General features: G+C 73.7%; 17 protein-coding genes. 14 read left to right on the top strand and 3 right to left on the bottom strand.

Annotated elements, in window-relative coordinates:
- Positions 1–31 precede the first annotated feature (31 nt).
- The 10 genes from AC0OLQ_RS29690 (at position 32) to AC0OLQ_RS29645 (ending at position 7,988) form a co-directional block, all read left to right on the top strand.
- Complete coding sequence (locus tag AC0OLQ_RS29690; protein WP_484528976.1) at positions 32–826, top strand: 2-keto-4-pentenoate hydratase; 795 nt, start codon at positions 32–34, stop codon at positions 824–826.
- Between the two features lie 58 nt (positions 827–884).
- Entirely contained in the window at positions 885–1,817 is a 933-nt protein-coding gene (locus AC0OLQ_RS29685; RefSeq protein WP_357343916.1) for an acetaldehyde dehydrogenase (acetylating), read from the top strand.
- Entirely contained in the window at positions 1,814–2,869 is a 1,056-nt protein-coding gene (dmpG, locus tag AC0OLQ_RS29680; RefSeq protein ID WP_484528975.1) for a 4-hydroxy-2-oxovalerate aldolase, read from the top strand. Before AC0OLQ_RS29685 ends, dmpG begins: the two co-directional genes overlap by 4 nt.
- Positions 2,866–3,639 carry a 2-keto-4-pentenoate hydratase gene (locus tag AC0OLQ_RS29675; RefSeq protein ID WP_484528974.1) on the top strand — a complete coding sequence of 258 codons (774 nt, stop codon included), beginning with the start codon at positions 2,866–2,868 and terminating at the stop codon, positions 3,637–3,639. The genes dmpG and AC0OLQ_RS29675 overlap by 4 nt, the downstream gene beginning before the upstream one ends.
- Positions 3,636–4,058, top strand: a complete 423-nt coding sequence (locus AC0OLQ_RS29670; RefSeq protein ID WP_484528973.1) for a RidA family protein — start codon at positions 3,636–3,638, stop codon at positions 4,056–4,058. Before AC0OLQ_RS29675 ends, AC0OLQ_RS29670 begins: the two co-directional genes overlap by 4 nt.
- The gene (locus AC0OLQ_RS29665; protein WP_484528972.1) at positions 4,055–4,579 is read left to right on the top strand and encodes a 3-hydroxyanthranilate 3,4-dioxygenase; all 525 of its coding nucleotides are present in this window, start codon (positions 4,055–4,057) and stop codon (positions 4,577–4,579) included. The genes AC0OLQ_RS29670 and AC0OLQ_RS29665 overlap by 4 nt, the downstream gene beginning before the upstream one ends.
- Positions 4,579–5,580, top strand: coding sequence for an amidohydrolase family protein (locus tag AC0OLQ_RS29660; protein WP_484528971.1), 1,002 nt, complete (start codon positions 4,579–4,581; stop codon positions 5,578–5,580). Before AC0OLQ_RS29665 ends, AC0OLQ_RS29660 begins: the two co-directional genes overlap by 1 nt.
- A gap of 182 nt (positions 5,581–5,762) precedes the next feature.
- A complete protein-coding gene (locus tag AC0OLQ_RS29655; protein ID WP_484528970.1) occupies positions 5,763–7,226 on the top strand; it encodes an amidase in 1,464 nt (487 codons plus the stop codon).
- A 50-nt stretch (positions 7,227–7,276) separates the two neighbouring features.
- Positions 7,277–7,588: an aa3-type cytochrome oxidase subunit CtaJ gene (gene ctaJ / locus AC0OLQ_RS29650; protein WP_484528969.1), complete on the top strand. Its 312-nt coding sequence runs from the start codon at positions 7,277–7,279 to the stop codon at positions 7,586–7,588.
- Positions 7,575–7,988: a DUF5130 family protein gene (locus AC0OLQ_RS29645; protein WP_357343903.1), complete on the top strand. Its 414-nt coding sequence runs from the start codon at positions 7,575–7,577 to the stop codon at positions 7,986–7,988. Before ctaJ ends, AC0OLQ_RS29645 begins: the two co-directional genes overlap by 14 nt.
- A 153-nt stretch (positions 7,989–8,141) precedes the next feature.
- Here the strand turns inward: AC0OLQ_RS29645 and pepN are convergent, their stop codons facing one another.
- Positions 8,142–10,688: an aminopeptidase N gene (pepN, locus tag AC0OLQ_RS29640; protein WP_484528968.1), complete on the bottom strand. Its 2,547-nt coding sequence runs from the start codon at positions 10,686–10,688 to the stop codon at positions 8,142–8,144.
- A 225-nt stretch (positions 10,689–10,913) separates the two neighbouring features.
- On the opposite strand from pepN, the gene AC0OLQ_RS29635 reads away from it, so the two are divergent.
- The 4 genes from AC0OLQ_RS29635 to AC0OLQ_RS29620 all read left to right on the top strand — a co-directional run bounded on the left by AC0OLQ_RS29635 (position 10,914) and on the right by AC0OLQ_RS29620 (position 13,837).
- Entirely contained in the window at positions 10,914–11,537 is a 624-nt protein-coding gene (locus AC0OLQ_RS29635) for a mycothiol-dependent nitroreductase Rv2466c family protein (RefSeq protein WP_484528967.1), read from the top strand.
- Positions 11,538–11,657: 120 nt separating this feature from the next.
- Complete coding sequence (locus AC0OLQ_RS29630; RefSeq protein WP_484528966.1) at positions 11,658–12,017, top strand: hypothetical protein; 360 nt, start codon at positions 11,658–11,660, stop codon at positions 12,015–12,017.
- Between the two features lie 77 nt (positions 12,018–12,094).
- Entirely contained in the window at positions 12,095–13,294 is a 1,200-nt protein-coding gene (locus AC0OLQ_RS29625) for a DUF1015 family protein (protein ID WP_484528965.1), read from the top strand.
- Positions 13,295–13,366: 72 nt separating this feature from the next.
- Positions 13,367–13,837, top strand: coding sequence for a ribose-5-phosphate isomerase (locus AC0OLQ_RS29620; protein WP_357343893.1), 471 nt, complete (start codon positions 13,367–13,369; stop codon positions 13,835–13,837).
- Positions 13,838–13,874: 37 nt separating this feature from the next.
- Here AC0OLQ_RS29620 and AC0OLQ_RS29615 read toward each other — a convergent pair whose 3' ends face one another.
- Both AC0OLQ_RS29615 and AC0OLQ_RS29610 read right to left on the bottom strand, forming a co-directional pair.
- The gene (locus tag AC0OLQ_RS29615; RefSeq protein WP_484528964.1) at positions 13,875–14,249 is read right to left on the bottom strand and encodes a hypothetical protein; all 375 of its coding nucleotides are present in this window, start codon (positions 14,247–14,249) and stop codon (positions 13,875–13,877) included.
- Positions 14,250–14,286: 37 nt separating this feature from the next.
- Entirely contained in the window at positions 14,287–15,507 is a 1,221-nt protein-coding gene (locus tag AC0OLQ_RS29610; protein WP_484528963.1) for a GNAT family N-acetyltransferase, read from the bottom strand.
- Between the last annotated feature and the right edge of the window lie 59 nt (positions 15,508–15,566).

The following is a 15,566-nucleotide window of genomic DNA, read 5'->3' as shown; positions in this document are numbered from 1 at the left end:
GCGTCCCAAGCGAACGCAGCGAGGAGCCGGCATGACCGTTGACATCGAAGCCGCCAACCGGGAACTGGCCGTGGCCCGGCAGGACGAGAAGCCGTGCCCGCCGCTGCGCGGACGGCTGCTGCCGGAGGGCGACATCGAGGCGGCCTACCAGGTGCAGCAGGTCTACACCCGGCAGCGGCTCGGCAAGGGCCACCGCCGGGTGGGCGCGAAGATCGGCCTCACCTCCCGCGCCGTGCAGGAGAACTTCGGCGTCTTCCAGCCCGACTTCGGGGTGCTCTTCGACGACATGGCGGTCGGCGACGGCGTCGAGGTGCCGATGAGCCGGCTGCTCCAGCCCCGGGTGGAGGCGGAGATCGCCTTCGTGCTCGGCGCCGACCTGCCCGACGAGCGGGTCACCACCGTCGACCTGATCCGGGCCGTCGACCACGTGCTGCCGGCCATCGAGATCGTCGACTCGCGGATCGCCGGCTGGGACATCTCCATCGTGGACACCGTGGCGGACAACGCCTCCAGCGGGCTCTTCGTGCTCGGCACCGCGCCCCGCCGGCTGGCCGACGTGGACCTGCGGCTTTGCGGCATGGTACTGGAGCACGCCGGCGAGCCGGTCTCGGTCGGCGCCGGGGCGGCCTGCCTCGGCAACCCGTTGCACGCGCTGGAATGGCTGGCCGGCACCATGGCCCGCGCCGGCGACCGGCTGAAGGCCGGGGACGTGGTGCTGTCCGGGGCGCTCGGCCCGATGGTGCCCGTGACCCCGGGCGCCGCGTACGAGGCGCGCATCTCCGGGCTCGGCTCGGTGCGGACCTGCTTCTCGAAGGAGACTCCGTGAGCGCGAGGAGTGAGCCGGTTCTGCGAGCCCCGCAGGTGCGAACGAAAGGCGGCACAGCATGACCGTCGGCGTGGCGGTGCTCGGGTCGGGCAACATCGGCACCGACCTGATGATCAAGGTGCTGCGGCTCAGCACCGAGCTGCGGATGGTGGCGATGGCCGGCATCGACCCGGCGTCCGACGGTCTCGCCCGGGCCCGGCGGCTCGGCGTGGCGACCACCGCCGAGGGCGTCGACGGGCTGGTGGCGCTGCCCGAGTTCGCCGACGTCGAGCTGGTCTTCGACGCCACTTCGGCCGGCGCGCACCGGCACCACGACGCGGTGCTGCGGGCGCACGGCCGGACCGTGGTCGACCTGACCCCGGCCGCGATTGGCCCGTACGTGGTGCCGCCGGTCAACCTCGACGAGCACCTGGACCGGCCCAACGTGAACATGGTGACCTGCGGCGGGCAGGCCACCGTGCCGATCGTGCACGCGGTCGGCCGGGTCACCCCGGTCGCGTACGGGGAAATCGTCGCCTCGATCGCCTCGAAGTCGGCCGGGCCGGGCACCCGCGCCAACATCGACGAGTTCACCGAGACCACCGCCCGGGCCATCGAGGTGGTCGGCGGCGCCGAGCGCGGCAAGGCCATCATCGTGCTGAACCCGGCCGACCCGCCGCTGCTCATGCGGGACACGGTCTACTGCCTCTGCCCGGACGCCGACGCCGACCGTTCCGCCATCGCCGCCTCGGTCTCGGAGATGGTGAAGACCGTGCAGGAGTACGTCCCGGGCTACCGGCTCAAGCAGGACGTGCAGTTCGACCGGGTGGACACCTACGCGCCGGTGCTGGGCCGGCACTTCACCGGGCTCCAGGTCTCGGTCTTCCTGGAGGTCTCCGGCGCCGGGCACTACCTGCCCGCGTACGCCGGGAACCTGGACATCATGACGTCGGCCGCGCTGCGCACCGCCGAGCGACTGGTCGCCCTGCGCACCAAGGGGGTCCCGGCATGACCGACCTCTACATCCAGGACGTGACGCTGCGCGACGGCATGCACGCCATCGCGCACCGGTACACCGTGGACCAGGTGCGGACCATCGCCGCCGCGCTCGACGCGGCCGGAGTGGCCGCCATCGAGGTGGCGCACGGCGACGGGCTGGCCGGCTCCAGCGTCAACTACGGCCATGGCGCGGCCGGCGACGCCGACTGGATCTCCGCCGCCGCCGAGGTGCTGACCAGCGCTCGGCTCACCACCCTGCTGCTGCCCGGCATCGGCACCATCGCCGACCTGAAAGCGGCCAAGGCGCTCGGGGTGACCAGCGTCCGGATCGCCACCCACTGCACCGAGGCGGACATCTCCGCCCAGCACATCTCCTGGGCCCGGGAGAACGGCATGGACGTCTCCGGGTTCCTGATGATGTCGCACATGAACGACCCGGCCGGGCTGGCCGCGCAGGCCAAGCTCATGGAGTCGTACGGGGCGCACTGCGTCTACGTCACCGACTCCGGCGGGCGGCTGCTCATGTCCGACGTGTCCGAGCGGGTCGACGCGTACCGGCAGGTGCTCGATCCGGAGACGCAGATCGGCATCCACGCCCACCACAACCTGTCGCTCGGCGTGGCCAACAGCGTGCTGGCCGTCGAGCACGGCCGGATCCTCGGCGCCGGGCCGCTCGGCTCGCCGCACGGCCGGACCGTCCGGGTGGACGCCTCCCTGGCCGGCATGGGCGCGGGCGCCGGCAACGCCCCGCTGGAGGTCTTCGTCGCGGTCGCCGAACTGCACGGCTGGAAGCACGGCTGCGACGTGTTCGCGCTGATGGACGCGGCCGACGACCTGGTCCGCCCGCTCCAGGACCGGCCGGTCCAGGTCGACCGGGAGACGCTCTCCCTCGGCTACGCGGGCGTCTACTCCAGCTTCCTCCGCCACGCCGAACGCGCCTCCGCGAAGTACGGGGTGGACGTCCGCTCGATCCTGGTCGAGCTGGGCCGGCGCCGGATGGTCGGCGGCCAGGAGGACATGATCGTGGACGTGGCACTCGACCTGGCGAGCAAGGAGCACCCATGATCGGACCGGACATCGCGGGGATCGCCGAGAAGCTGGGCGCGGCCGCCGACACCGCCAGCGCGATCCCCCAACTCGCCGCCGAGGCTGGCCTCGACGTCGACGCCGCGTACGCGGTGCAGACCGCGCTGCTCCAGCGCCGCCTCGACCGGGGCGAGCGGCTGGTCGGGCTGAAGATGGGGCTGACCAGCAAGGCCAAGATGGCCCAGGTCGGCGTCGACGAGGTGATCTGGGGCCGGCTCACCGACGTGATGCGGGTGCCCGACGGCGGCACGGTCGAAGTGGCCGACTTCATCCACCCCCGGGTCGAGCCGGAGGTGGCGTTCCTGCTTGACCGCCTCCCCGAGCCCGGTGCGCCGGTCGGCGCGTTCACCGAGGCGGTCCGCGCGGTCGCCCCGGCGATCGAGCTGATCGACTCCCGGTACGCCAACTTCACCTTTTCCCTGCCGGACGTCATCGCCGACAACACCTCGGCCGCGGCCTTCGTGGTCGGGCCCTGGTCGCCGGTGCCGGACGGGCTGGACAACCTCGGCGTGCTGCTGGAGATCGACGGGCGGGTGGCGCAGGTCGGCTCCACGGCCGCGATCCTCGGCGACCCGCGCCGGGCGCTGGACGAGGGCATCCGGCTGGCCGCCCGGCACGGCGTCCGGCTCCGCGAGGGCTGGGTCTTCCTGGCCGGGGCGGCCACCGCCGCCGTGCCGCTGCGCCCCGGCGCGCACGTCCGGGCCGTGGTGGAGAAGCTCGGCACCGCCTCGCTGCGGGCGGGGTCATGACGGCCCGGGTGGTGGCCGGGAAGGCCGTGCCGCGCGGCGCCTTCCCGCACGTCAAGGTCGCCGGCGGGTTCGTCTACGTCTCGGGTACGTCGTCGCGCCGGCCGGACAACACCTTCGCCGGTGTCTCGGTGGACGAGTTCGGCACCACCGACCTCGACATCCGGGCGCAGACCCGGGCCGTGATCGGGAACATCCGCGACCTGCTCCGCTCGGTCGGCGCGGACCTGAGCGACCTGGTGCAGGTCACCAGCTACCTGGTCAACATGAACGACTTCGGTGGCTACAACGAGGTGTGGGCGGAGTTCTTCGACGCCACCGGGCCGACCCGGACCACGGTGGCCGTGCACCAGCTTCCGCATCCGCACCTGCTGATCGAGATGCAGGCCGTGGCCCTACTTCCGTCGGGAGGTCAGTCGTGAGTGAGATCGCCGAGCCGTTCAGCTTCCAGGGTTGGATCGGGGACAACCAGCACCTGCTCAAGCCGCCGGTGGGCAACAAGGAGATGCTGCCGGGCAGCGACGACTTCATCGTCATGGTGGTGGGCGGCCCGAACCAGCGGACCGACTTCCACGTCGACCCGTACGAGGAGTTCTTCTACCAGGTCAAGGGCAACATGCACATCAACCTGATGCTCCCCGAGGGGCCGCGTACGGTGCACGTGCGCGAGGGTCAGATGTGGATGCTGCCGCGCAACACTCCGCACTCGCCGCAGCGCCCGGAGGCCGGCTCGATCGGCATGGTGATCGAGCGGGTCCGCGAGGAGGGCACGCTGGAGAAGTTCCAGTGGTACTGCCCCGAGTGCCACCACAAGGTGCACGAGGTGGAGCTCCAGGTCCGCGACATCGCCGCCGACCTGCCGCCGGTCTTCGCGGCGTTCTACGCCGACGAGAAGGCCCGCACCTGCACCGCCTGCGGCGCGCTGCACCCGGGCAAGGGCTGATGCCCCGACCCGTCGTCGACGTGCACACGCACGTCGTACCCAAGGGGTGGCCGGACCTCGCCGCAGCCTGCGGCGGGTCCGGCTGGCCATGGCTGCGGGTGGACTCCGAGCGCGCCGCCATGATCATGGTGGGGGAGACGGAGTTCCGGCCGGTCGGCGCGGAGTGCTGGGACCCGGAGACCCGGCTCGCCGACATGGCCGCCGACGGCGTCGACGTGCAGGTCGTCTCGCCCACCCCGGTCTTCTTCAGCTACGACCGCCCCGCCGACCAGGCGGTCAAGGTGGCCCGCATCTTCAACGACCTCACCCTGGAGGTCACCGCGGCCGGGGGCGACCGGCTGGTGCCCTTCTGCCAGGTGCCGTTGCAGGACCCGGACGCCGCCTGCGCCGAGCTGGACCGCTGCCTGGCCGCCGGGCACGCCGGGGTGGAGATCGGCAACCACGTCGGCGACCGCGACCTCGACGACGCCGGCATCGTGCAGTTCCTGACCCACTGCGCCGAGGTGGGCGCGCCGGTCTTCGTGCACCCGTGGGACATGCCGGGCGGCCCCCGGCTGGACCGGTGGATGGCCCGCTGGCTGACCGGGATGCCGGCCGAGACGCACCTGTCGGTGCTGGCGCTGATTCTCGGCGGGGTCTTCGACCGGGTGCCGGAGACGCTGCGGATCTGCTTCGCGCACGGCGGCGGCAGCTTCCCGTTCTGGCTGGGCCGTGCCGACAACGCCTGGCACCGCCGCGGCGACCTGGTCCGCGGCGCGTCCAGCGCCCCGCCCAGCGCCTACGTCGACCGGTTCTCCGTCGATTCCGTGGTCTTCGAGCCGGCGGCGCTGCGGCTGCTGGTCGACACCATGGGGGAGGACCGGGTGCTGGTCGGCAGCGACTACCCGTACCCGCTGGGGGAGCGGCCGGTCGGGCAGGTGGTCCGCAAGGCCGACTTCCTCACCACCGACCAGCGCGACAAGCTCCTGTCCCGCAACGCCCTGCGCTTCCTGCACGGCTGACCCCCCGGCAACCGCGGCACCACCTCGCGCCGCCTTTGCTCTGCACCCGTCGGCGCAGCACCTCGGCGACACGGTGTTGCGTGGGTGGCGGCAGAGCAAACTGACGGGTCACCCCCGGTTGGCCGACGGGCACGCGGCGGGTGATGAGTGCGAGGGCCGCTGTGACCAGGCAGGATGGCGGTATGGCCGAGCCGCACGACCTGACCGCGCTGGAGCAGGCCGCCGCGATCCGCCGGGGTGAGCTGTCCAGCGTGGAACTGGTCGAGCACCACCTGCTCCGGGTGGACGCGCTCGGCGACACCCTCGGCGCGTTCGTCACGGTCACCCCGGAACCCGCGCGGGCCGCGGCGGCCGCCGCCGACGCCGCCCCGGCGGAGCGGCGGGGCCCGCTGCACGGGGTGCCGACCGCGATCAAGGACCTGACCCTCACCGCCGGGGTGCGTACCACCTTCGGCTCGGCCGCCTTCGCCGACTTCGTGCCGCCGGTCGACGCCGACGTGGTCCGTCTCATGTCCGCCGCCGGGCTGGTCAGCCTCGGCAAGACCACCACCTCCGAGCTGGGCTGCTCGCTCTACTCCGAGGGGCTCGTCGCGCCACCGGCCCGCAACCCGTGGGGCCTCGGCTACACGGCGGGCGGCTCCAGCGGCGGGGCGGCGGCCGCGGTGGCCGGCGGGCTGGTGCCGGTGGCGCAGGGGTCCGACGGCGGCGGCTCGCTACGCATCCCGGCGGCGCTCTGCGGCCTGGTCGGCTACAAGCCCAGCCGAGGGCTGGTCTCCGGCGGCCCGCTCGGTTTCGGGGCGTTCGGGCTGCCCATCAACGGCCCGCTCGGCCGCACCGTGCCCGACGTGGCCGCGCTCCTCGACGTGCTGGCGCAACCGGTGCCCGGCGAGCCGTACCTGCCGCCCGTCGCGCCCACCGGCGGCTATCTGGGCGCCGCCCGGGAGGCCGCGCCGGGCCGGCTGCGGATCGGCCGGTTCACCACTCCGATGCTCGCCGACGAACCGGTCCACCCGGACTGCGTGGCCGCCGTCGACCGGGCCGCCGGGCTGCTCGCCGCGGCCGGCCACGAGGTGGTCGACGTCCCCGCGCCGCTCGGCCCCGAGGCGTGGCCGCTCTTCGAGACCATCTGGTACGTGCTGGCGCTCGCTCCCGTGCCGCCCGAGCGGGAGAGCGACCTGCTGCCGCTGACCCGGTTCCTGCGGGCCCGGGGCACGGCCGTCGGCGCCGGTCCGCTGATGGCCGCGCTCGGCGAACTCCAGGCTCAGGTGCGCCGGGGCGTGCGCCGTACCGCCGGCTGCGACCTGTTGCTCTGCCCCACCCTGGCCGCCCCGCAGGCGTCGGTGGGCGCGTTCGCCAGCCTGGACCCGGCCGAGGATTTCGACCGGCAGCGCCGGTTTTCGCCGTACTGCGCCATCTTCAACGTCACCGGCGACCCGTCCGTTTCCCTGCCGGTCGGCCGTACGGGCGACGGGCTGCCGGTCGGGGTGCTGCTCACCGGCCGGTACGGCGACGACGCGACATTGATAGCCACTGCCGCGCAACTGGAGCACGGCTGTGGCGGGTGGGATCACCACCCCGCAATCTGGCGGGCGGTCGACTCCGCTAACGTGAACAGCACAAGCGGAGTCGGGCGCGCGTCGTCATGACCGTCCACCCGACCCGGAACATTCCTGGTCTCTCTTTCCGCCTGGGGGCGTTGGGATTGTCTGTTACCGAGACGTTGCTGGTCTTCGTCGGCATCCCGGCGGCCGCCGTGCTGGTGATCGCCGGGCTGGTGGCCGCGGGCAGCCGTGGTGGCGGCGGTGGCGGCGCCAAGCGCTACCGGCCGGGCCGGCCCTTCGACTTCACTCCGGTCTGGTTCCTGGGCCGTCCGGAGCAGCTGGCCGACTCGGCCGGCACCGCACTGACGGCCGGGGCGCAGGCGCCGGCGCTGACCAGCCGCAAGCAGGAGCAGGCCGGCCGGGAGGCACCGGCCGGTGGAACCGGAGGCGCAAGTGACCGTTGGTGAGAAGCAGGCCGCGACGGGGACCGGTAACCCGCCGGAGGTCCTGGACGGGCCGTTCTCGACCCGTCAGCTGCTCCGCATCGACGAGGCGCTCCGCTTGGCCGACAAGGGCACCGGGCTGGTCTTCTCGGTCTATGTGGGCGGCCTCGACGAGCCGATCCGGGAGCACGCCGAGCGGCTGCACCGGCAGCTCGCCGAGCCGGACAAGTCGGTGCTGATCGCCGTGTCGCCCAACCAGCGGCAGCTCGAGATCGTCACCGGCCGATACTCGCGCAAGCGCATCCCGGACACGTACGCCAAGCTGGCCGCGCTCTCCATGGTGGCCTCGTTCGGCGGCGGCGATCTGGCCGGCGGCATCATCCAGGGCCTCGACCAGCTCGCCAGCCACGCCGGCAAGGGCTGAGCCCACCCACTCACGACGAAGCCCGGCCCGAGCAACGCGGGCCGGGCTTTCTCGTGTGCGCCGCCCAGGTGGCGGCGTCCGGGCCGGTCTCACTCCGCCGCCCCACCGACCTGGTGCGGGCGGCCCGGGCCGGGCCCGGGCCGCCCGTGAGGATCAGGCGGTCTGCGCGTCCCGGGCGCGGGCCTTGAGGGCGCGGGACACGCCGTCGCGGCCCTCGGCCACCAGCCGGCGCAGCGGGGCCGGGTGGCCCTCCTGCGCCAGCCACGCGTCGGTGGCCGCCACCGTGTCGTCCTCGACCAGGTACGCCGGGTAGGCGAGCTGGACGAACTCCTGCGCCGGCTCGCTGTCCCGCTGCGCCCACACCTGCGCCACGGCGGCGAAGTACTTCTCCCGGTAGGGCGCGGTGAGTTCCACCTGCGCCGGGTGGGTGAAGCCCTGCAGCAGCGCCCGGTTGCGCCAGTTCGGCAGCGCCTCCGGGCCGGTGAGCTGCGCCCACACCGTCGCCTTGTTCTCCGCGGTCGGCACCAGCGCGTGCGCGTACGCGGCCTCCCGCTCGCCGCTGGCGGTCCGGTCACCGGCCAGCTCGGCCTCCACGTCGGCGGCCCCGGCCGCGCCGTTGGCCACCAGCGCCTGGAGGACGGTCCAGCGCAGCTCGGTGTCCACGGTCAGCCCGGTCGGCACCTCGGCGCCGTCCAGCCAGCCGCGCAGCGTGGCCAGGTCCTCGCCGGAGCGGGCCGCGGAGGTGTACGCCCGGGCCCAGGCGAGCTGGAAGCCGCTGCCCGGCTCGGCCGCGGCGAGCGCCGTCCTGGCGGTCCGCGCCAGCTCGGCCCAGCCGGTCGGCGCCCAGGCCGGGTCGGCGTAGAAGGTGAGCGTGGTGGTCGCCTGACGCAGGGTGGCGGTGACCAGGTTGATGTCGGTCTCCGCCGGCAGCCCGGCCAGCACCAGCGCCACGTAGTCCCGGGCCGACAGCTCGGCGTCGCGGGTCATGTCCCAGGCGGCGGTCCAGCAGAGCGCCCGGGCCAGCGACGAGTCGAAGCCGGCGATGTGCTGCACCACGTTGGCCATTGACTGCGCGTCCAGCCGCAGCTTGGTGTACGTCAGGTCGTCGTCGTTGAGCAGCAGCACGTCGGCGGCCGGCTTGCCGTGCAGCACGGACAGCTCGGTCAGCTCGCCGGTCACGTCGACCTCGACCCGCTCCCGGCGGACCAGTCGCCCGTCGGTCAGGTCGTAGAGGCCCACCCCGATCCGGTGGGTCCGCAGGGTGGGGTGCCCGGCCGGCGCCTCCTGCCGGACCAGCACCCGCTCGTACGAGCCGTCGGCGCCGGTGGTCACCTCGGGGCGCAGCGTGTTGACCTGCGCGGTCTCCAGCCACTGCGCGGCGAACTTGCGCAGCTCCCGGCCGGAGGCCGCCTCCAGCTCGGAGAGCAGGTCGTCGAAGGTGGCGTTGCCCCAGGCGTGCTTGCCGAAGTAGGCCCGCAGGCCGGCCACGAACGGCTCCTCGCCCACGTACGCGACGAGCTGCTTGAGCACGCTGGCGCCCTTGGCGTAGGTGATGCCGTCGAAGTTGACCTCGACCGCCTCCAGGTCCGGCATCTCGCAGTAGACCGGGTGGGTGGAGGAGAGCTGGTCCTGCCGGTAGCCCCAGTTCTTCCGGATGGACAGGAAGGTCGTCCAGGCGTCGGAGAAGCGGGTGGCGTGGGTGTTGCACCAGTGGCTGGCCCACTCGGCGAACGACTCGTTCAACCACAGGTCGTTCCACCAGCGCATGGTGACCAGGTCACCGAACCACATGTGCGCCAGCTCGTGCAGGATCGTGTTGGCGCGCTGCTCGTACTCGAAGTCGGTGACCTGCGAGCGGAAGATGTAGTGCGACTCGGCGTGCGTGACGCAGCCGAAGTTCTCCATCGCGCCGGCGTTGAAGTCCGGCACCCAGAGCTGGTCGTACTTGGGCAGCGGGTAGCGCACCTGGAACTTCTCGTGGAAGAAGTCGAACCCCTGCTTGGTGATCAGGAAGAGGTCGTCCGCGTCCATGTACCGCGCCATCGAGGCCCGGCAGTAGACGCCCAGGTCGATGCCGTCGTGGGTGTCCCGCACCTCGTGGTACGGGCCGGCGCAGAGCGCGGTGATGTAGGTGCTCATCCGGGCCGACTCGGCGAAGTGGACGGTCTTCAGCGCCTCGCCGGCCGGCTCCTCGCGCGCCACCGGCATGTTGGACACCACCCGCCAGTGCTCCGGGACGGTGGCGTGCCAGGTGTAGACGCTCTTCAGGTCGGGCTGGTCGAAGCAGGCGAACACCCGCTGCGCGTCGGCCGTCTCGAACTGGCTGTAGAGGTAGGTCTCGCCGTCCACCGGGTCGACGGTGCGGTGCAGGCCCTGCCCGCTGTTGGAGTAGCCGAAGTCGGCGTCGACCACGAGGACGTTCTCGGCGGCCAGGCCGGTGAGGGTGAGGCCCTTCTCGGCGGACCAGCCGGCGACGTCGACCGGCGTGCCGTTCAGCGTCGCCGACCGCACCGACTCGGCGGCCGTCTCGATGAAGGTGCTCGCGCCCGGCTCGGCGCAGCGGAACCGGACCTCGGTCACCGACCGGAAGGTACGGCCGTCGGCCTGCACCGCGGTCGACAGGTCAAGCTTGATGTCGTACCCGGTGACGTCGAGCAGGCGGGCCCGCTCGGTGGCCTCGACCTGGGTCAGGTTGCGCACTCCCGGCACTGTTCGTCTCCATCCCACTCGTCTCGCCGCGCCCCGCGGCACCGGTCTCCCGGCCCGCTCGTGACGGCCGGTCCGAAACCGAGTCTTCCATGCACGGTCACCCTTCGGTGGCCGAGGTCACGCTCTCATTCCGCTACCGGTCGATGCCGCGTGGGGTGAGGATCGGAGGGGAAGGCGCCGGAGCTCCGGCGCGTGGAGTCGTGAAGGGATGACACCGTGACCGAACGTGTCGCTGTGGACATGTGGTTCGACCCGCTGTGCCCGTGGGCGTGGATCACCTCCCGCTGGCTGCTGGAGGTCGAGCAGGTTCGGGACGTGGACATCCGGTTCCACGTGATGAGCCTCGCCGTGCTCAACGAGGGCCGGGACCTGCCGGAGCAGTACCAGGAGCTGATGCAGATGGGCTGGGGCCCGGTGCGGGTCTGCATCGCGGTGGAGCAGGCGCACGGCGGGGAGACGCTGGCGAAGCTCTACACCGCGATGGGCACCCGGATCCACCTCGGCAAGGAGGAGCTGGGCCGGGAGATGCTGACCGGCGCGTTGACCGACGTCGGCCTCGACCCGGCGTTCGCCGACGCCGCCGAGTCGACCGAGTACGACGAGGCGCTGCGGGCCAGCCACGAGGCGGGCATGCGGCCGGTGGGCACCGACGTGGGCACCCCGGTGATCCACGCCCCGGGCCCGGACGGCGGGCAGGTCGCCTTCTTCGGCCCGGTGATCACCCCGGCGCCGAAGGGCGAGGCGGCCGGCCGGCTCTGGGACGGCGTCCTGCTGGTGGCCGGCACGCCCGGCTTCTACGAGCTGAAGCGCACCCGGGAGCAGGGCCCGATCTTCGACTGAGGCGTGCCCGACGAGCCCCGCACCGCCCCGTCACCGGGCCGGTGCGGGGCTCGTTTCACCGGGTGTCCCAGCCGGCGGCCCGCCCCGGGCCGCAGCCCGGCAGCTCCTGGAGGCGTTCCCATGGGTAAGCACCGCCGCCTGTCCGACAACGCGCCGGTGACGGCGACCGAGGACTCCGGTGCGACGTACTGGTCGGTGGCCGAGGGCGACTGGCCGGCCGTCCCGGCCGAGATGGCCGACCTGCTGGCCCCGCCGATCGTGGTCGGGGTCGCCCGGGTGGTGGCCACCTCGCGGATGACCCCACCCACCGACGCGGGCCTGCCGGCCCTGCCCCCCGGCGCGGTCCGCACCAGCGCCGCGGCCGGCCGCCCGGCCCCCGCCGGGACGACCACGGTACGGCTCGGCGCGTCCGGCGGCTCCCGTCCGGCCGCCCCGGCGCCGGGTGGGAGCCCGGCCCCCGGCCGGCACCGCAACGGCTGACCGGCGCCCTTTCATCTGGTGGACGGCGTGCGGGTCCGCCACCGGGGCTCCGCACGGCGCGGGTAGCGTCAGCGGGCATGACGGTCGTGCATCCGATCGCCCGGGCCTGGATCACCACTGGCGGCACCGGCGCGCAGAACTACGACGAGTTCGCCGACGACGCGGAGATCACCGCCATCGTCGAGGCGAATCCGCACAGTGCCCTCGGCATCGAGATGCCCCACCGGGCCCCGGAGAGCCTCGGGAAGTCCTTCCTCGACGCGCTCCCCGACGCGGTGGCCCGCCTCGCCGAGGCCAAGGCGGACGGCAGCTACACGCCGGCCGAGCAGGTCGTGGTCCTCTACCGGATCAGCGCGCCGGGCGAGGAGAGCGCATACGGGCTGTTCGCCATGGTCGACACCGACCAGATCTCCACCCGGGCCGACGAGCCCGGTCTGGTGATCCGCAACGAGGACGTGTTCATTGCCAAGGTGCGGGAGCGGGTCGCCCTGGCCGAGGCGCTGGGTCACCTGCTCTCACCCGTACTCCTGCTCCAGACCGGGCGCGGCGACGAGCTGCACGCGGCGCTCGCGGCGGCGACCGAGTCGGCCGGCGCGCCCGCCGCGACCGACGTGGACCAGGCCGGCCGCACGCACGCCATCTGGCTGCTCGGGCCGGGCCCGGCGCAGGACGAGCTGACCGCCCTGGCGGGCGGCGGCGAGCTGGTGGTCGCCGACGGCAACCACCGCAGCCTGGCCGCGCAGACCGGCGGCTTCCCGCGCTTCCTGTCGGTGATCACCACGCCGGCCTCGGTGGCCATCCAGCCCTACAACCGGCTGGTCAGCGAGCTGACCACCACCCCGGGGGAACTGCTCGACCGGCTCCGCGCCGCTGGCGCGGAGGTCACCCCGACCGCCGGCCCGGTCGACGTCCCGGCGACCGGCGGCACCGTGCACCTCCACCTCGCCGGCCAGGGGTACGCGGTGCGCCTGCCGCACGTCGGCGGCGGCCGGCTGGAGAACCTCGACCACGCGCTGGTGGAGCGGCTGCTGCTGCGCGACGCGCTCGGCCTCGACCCGGGCGACAAGCGGATCACCTACGTGGGCGGCGACTACCCGGCGAGCTGGCTCACCGGTGAGGTCGACGCGGGCCGGGCCGAGCTGGCCGTCCTCGTCGCCCCGGTGACCGTGGACGACTTCGTCGCGGTGAACCTGGCCCGGGAGAAGATGCCGCGCAAGAGCACCTGGTTCACGCCGAAGGCGCGGGCCGGTCTGGTCGTCGCCGAACTTCCCCGCTGAGCGTGTGACGAATCCGCCTCCGTGCCGCCGCCCGCGCGCCGGCGCGGGGGCGGGCCTGTCAGACTGCGCGGTATGCGCGTCTACCTGGGATCCGATCACGCCGGTTTCGAGCTGAAGGTGCACCTCGCCAACCACCTGGCCAAGCAGGGGTACGAGGTGGTCGACGTGGGTCCGCACGCCTTCGACCCGGACGACGACTACCCGGCGTTCTGCCTGCACACCGGGGAGCGCGTGGTCGACGACCAGGGCAGCCTCGGGGTCGTGATCGGCGGGTCCGGCAACGGCGAGCAGATCGCCGCCAACAAGATCGCCGGGGTCCGGGCGGCGCTCGCCTGGAACATCGACACCGCTCAGCTCTCCCGCCAGCACAACGACGCCAACATCGTCGCGATCGGCGCCCGGCAGCACACCCTGGACGAGGCGACCGCCCTGGTCGAGGCGTTCCTCACCACCCCGTTCTCGGGCAACCCGCGGCACGCCCGGCGGATCGCCCAGGTCGCCGACTACGAGCAGAGCCGGGAGCTTCCCGAACTGCCCGCCTGACGCGCCGACGGGCGCGGCCCGCCGGGTCACGCCCGTGTCACCGCCCGGTGCGGGGCAGGTCCTCCCGGGGCACCCAGTTGCGGCGGACGATCACCACCCGGGCCTCGGCCTCGGCCAGGTCCTCGTCGGTCGGCCGGGCGGCGTCCCGCGCCCGCAGCGCGGCGGTCACGCTCACCTGCGACGAGCCCGAGCCGACCAGGCCGCGCAACCCCCGCTCGCCCTCGTCGGCCGACGGGCCCGGGCGCCGGCCCCGGGGCTCCGACGACTCCAGCTCGGCGCGTCTGACGCCGCGCGGCGACCTGGAGCCGTCGTCGTGCACCCCGGCCGTGCTCGCGCTCTGGCCCTCGGCCTCCGGTGTTCCGCCGTCGCCGTGGTGCCGCAGCCGTCGTCGCCGGCGCTCCGCATCACCCATCACCCGACCGTACCGGTCAGGGCGCGGCGCCGGGGAGTCAGAAGACCTCCATGGGGGCCGGGGCGCGGTGCCAGCCGAAGGCGGCGGCCGTGGCCGCCACCGTGCCCGGGACCACCTCCCGGACCCGGCCGGCGGCGGCGAGCGCGGCCAGGCCGGCGCCGCCCAGGTAGAGCTCACCGAGGGCGCGGACGTCGCAGGCCAGCCCGGCCGGCGCCGAGGTGGCCTTGCACTCCGCCCCGGACGGGCCGCCGACCAGCCGCCACCGGCCACTGTTCTCCGGCAGCAGGTCGTCGGTGACCTCCACCACCACGTCGACGTCGGTGGCGTAGCGGCGGGCGGCCAGCGCGGCCGGCACGTCGACGACGCGGACCCAGAGGGCGTCGGCCAGCTGGGGGCCGAGCTGCCGCGGCTCGTCCACCAGCCGGAAGAGCGGCTCGTCCACCGCGGCGATCGGGAAGGACACCCGGCGGGTCAGGTCGATCGAGAGCAGCAGCCGCCACAGCGCCAGGTACGCCTCCGGCCGGGCGGCGACCACCTCGCCCACCTGCACCTCGGCCCGCGGCATCGTGCCGGCCCACTCCTCCTTCGTCCGGTAGAGCGCGTACCCGTCGAGGCCGTCCGGCCCCTCGTGCAGCAGCACCCGGCGCTCGGTGGCGCCGCCCCGCAGCCCCTTCACGTCGGCGAGCACGTACGCCCACCAGCGCTCGTCCCGGTGCGACCAGCCGGGGCGGTCGGCGCGCACCCGCTCGTACAGCCGGGCCAGCTCGGCCCGGTGCGGCGCCGGCCGGTCCACGCGGAGGGTGCCCTCGGCGGGCGTCGGGTCCGGCAGGCGCAGCCCGAGGGTGTCGCCGGCCAGGACGAGCCGCTGCGCGGCCAGGCCGTAGCCGAACCGGGGATAGATCCGGCCCTCGCTGGCCCAGAGCACCGCCAGCGGCTCCCGCCCGGCGTCGCGGACCTTGCGGAGCTGCCGGCGCATCAGCCCGGTGAGCAGCCCGCGCCGGCGGTGGGTCGGGGCGACCGACACCATGGTCACGTGCGCCGCCGGCACGCTGGCCCCGGGCACGGCCAACTCGCGGGTGAACGCCCCGGCGTGCGCGACGGCGGTCCCGCCGTCGCGCACCAGCAGCGACCGGTCCGGTTCGAAGACCTGGCGCTCGACCTCCAGCAGTTCGGGGTCGAAACCGTCGTGGAAGGCCAGCGCCAGCAACGCGGCGATCTCGTCGAAGTCCTCGGCCCGGGGCACCAGCGCATCGGTCATCGGATGTGTCTAACCCATCACGTTCGGAGTCGGCACCCTATTTGCCGGCTCGCTACCCT

It is taken from the genome of Micromonospora sp. Utrum1 (assembly GCF_057197805.1).
This window is presented reverse-complemented; position numbering and strand designations above follow the sequence as displayed.

What these genes read in the sequence shown, in the direction of transcription:
- AC0OLQ_RS29690 (WP_484528976.1), top strand. Translation starts at nt 32, where the DNA reads ATGACCGTTGACATCGAAGCCGCCAACCGGGAACTGGCCGTGGCCCGG.
- AC0OLQ_RS29685 (WP_357343916.1), top strand. Translation starts at nt 885, where the DNA reads ATGACCGTCGGCGTGGCGGTGCTCGGGTCGGGCAACATCGGCACCGAC.
- dmpG (WP_484528975.1), top strand. Translation starts at nt 1,814, where the DNA reads ATGACCGACCTCTACATCCAGGACGTGACGCTGCGCGACGGCATGCAC.
- AC0OLQ_RS29675 (WP_484528974.1), top strand. Translation starts at nt 2,866, where the DNA reads ATGATCGGACCGGACATCGCGGGGATCGCCGAGAAGCTGGGCGCGGCC.
- AC0OLQ_RS29670 (WP_484528973.1), top strand. Translation starts at nt 3,636, where the DNA reads ATGACGGCCCGGGTGGTGGCCGGGAAGGCCGTGCCGCGCGGCGCCTTC.
- AC0OLQ_RS29660 (WP_484528971.1), top strand. Translation starts at nt 4,579, where the DNA reads ATGCCCCGACCCGTCGTCGACGTGCACACGCACGTCGTACCCAAGGGG.
- AC0OLQ_RS29655 (WP_484528970.1), top strand. Translation starts at nt 5,763, where the DNA reads ATGGCCGAGCCGCACGACCTGACCGCGCTGGAGCAGGCCGCCGCGATC.
- AC0OLQ_RS29630 (WP_484528966.1), top strand. Translation starts at nt 11,658, where the DNA reads ATGGGTAAGCACCGCCGCCTGTCCGACAACGCGCCGGTGACGGCGACC.
- AC0OLQ_RS29625 (WP_484528965.1), top strand. Translation starts at nt 12,095, where the DNA reads ATGACGGTCGTGCATCCGATCGCCCGGGCCTGGATCACCACTGGCGGC.
- AC0OLQ_RS29620 (WP_357343893.1), top strand. Translation starts at nt 13,367, where the DNA reads ATGCGCGTCTACCTGGGATCCGATCACGCCGGTTTCGAGCTGAAGGTG.
- AC0OLQ_RS29615 (WP_484528964.1), bottom strand. Translation starts at nt 14,249, where the DNA reads ATGGGTGATGCGGAGCGCCGGCGACGACGGCTGCGGCACCACGGCGAC.
- AC0OLQ_RS29610 (WP_484528963.1), bottom strand. Translation starts at nt 15,507, where the DNA reads ATGACCGATGCGCTGGTGCCCCGGGCCGAGGACTTCGACGAGATCGCC.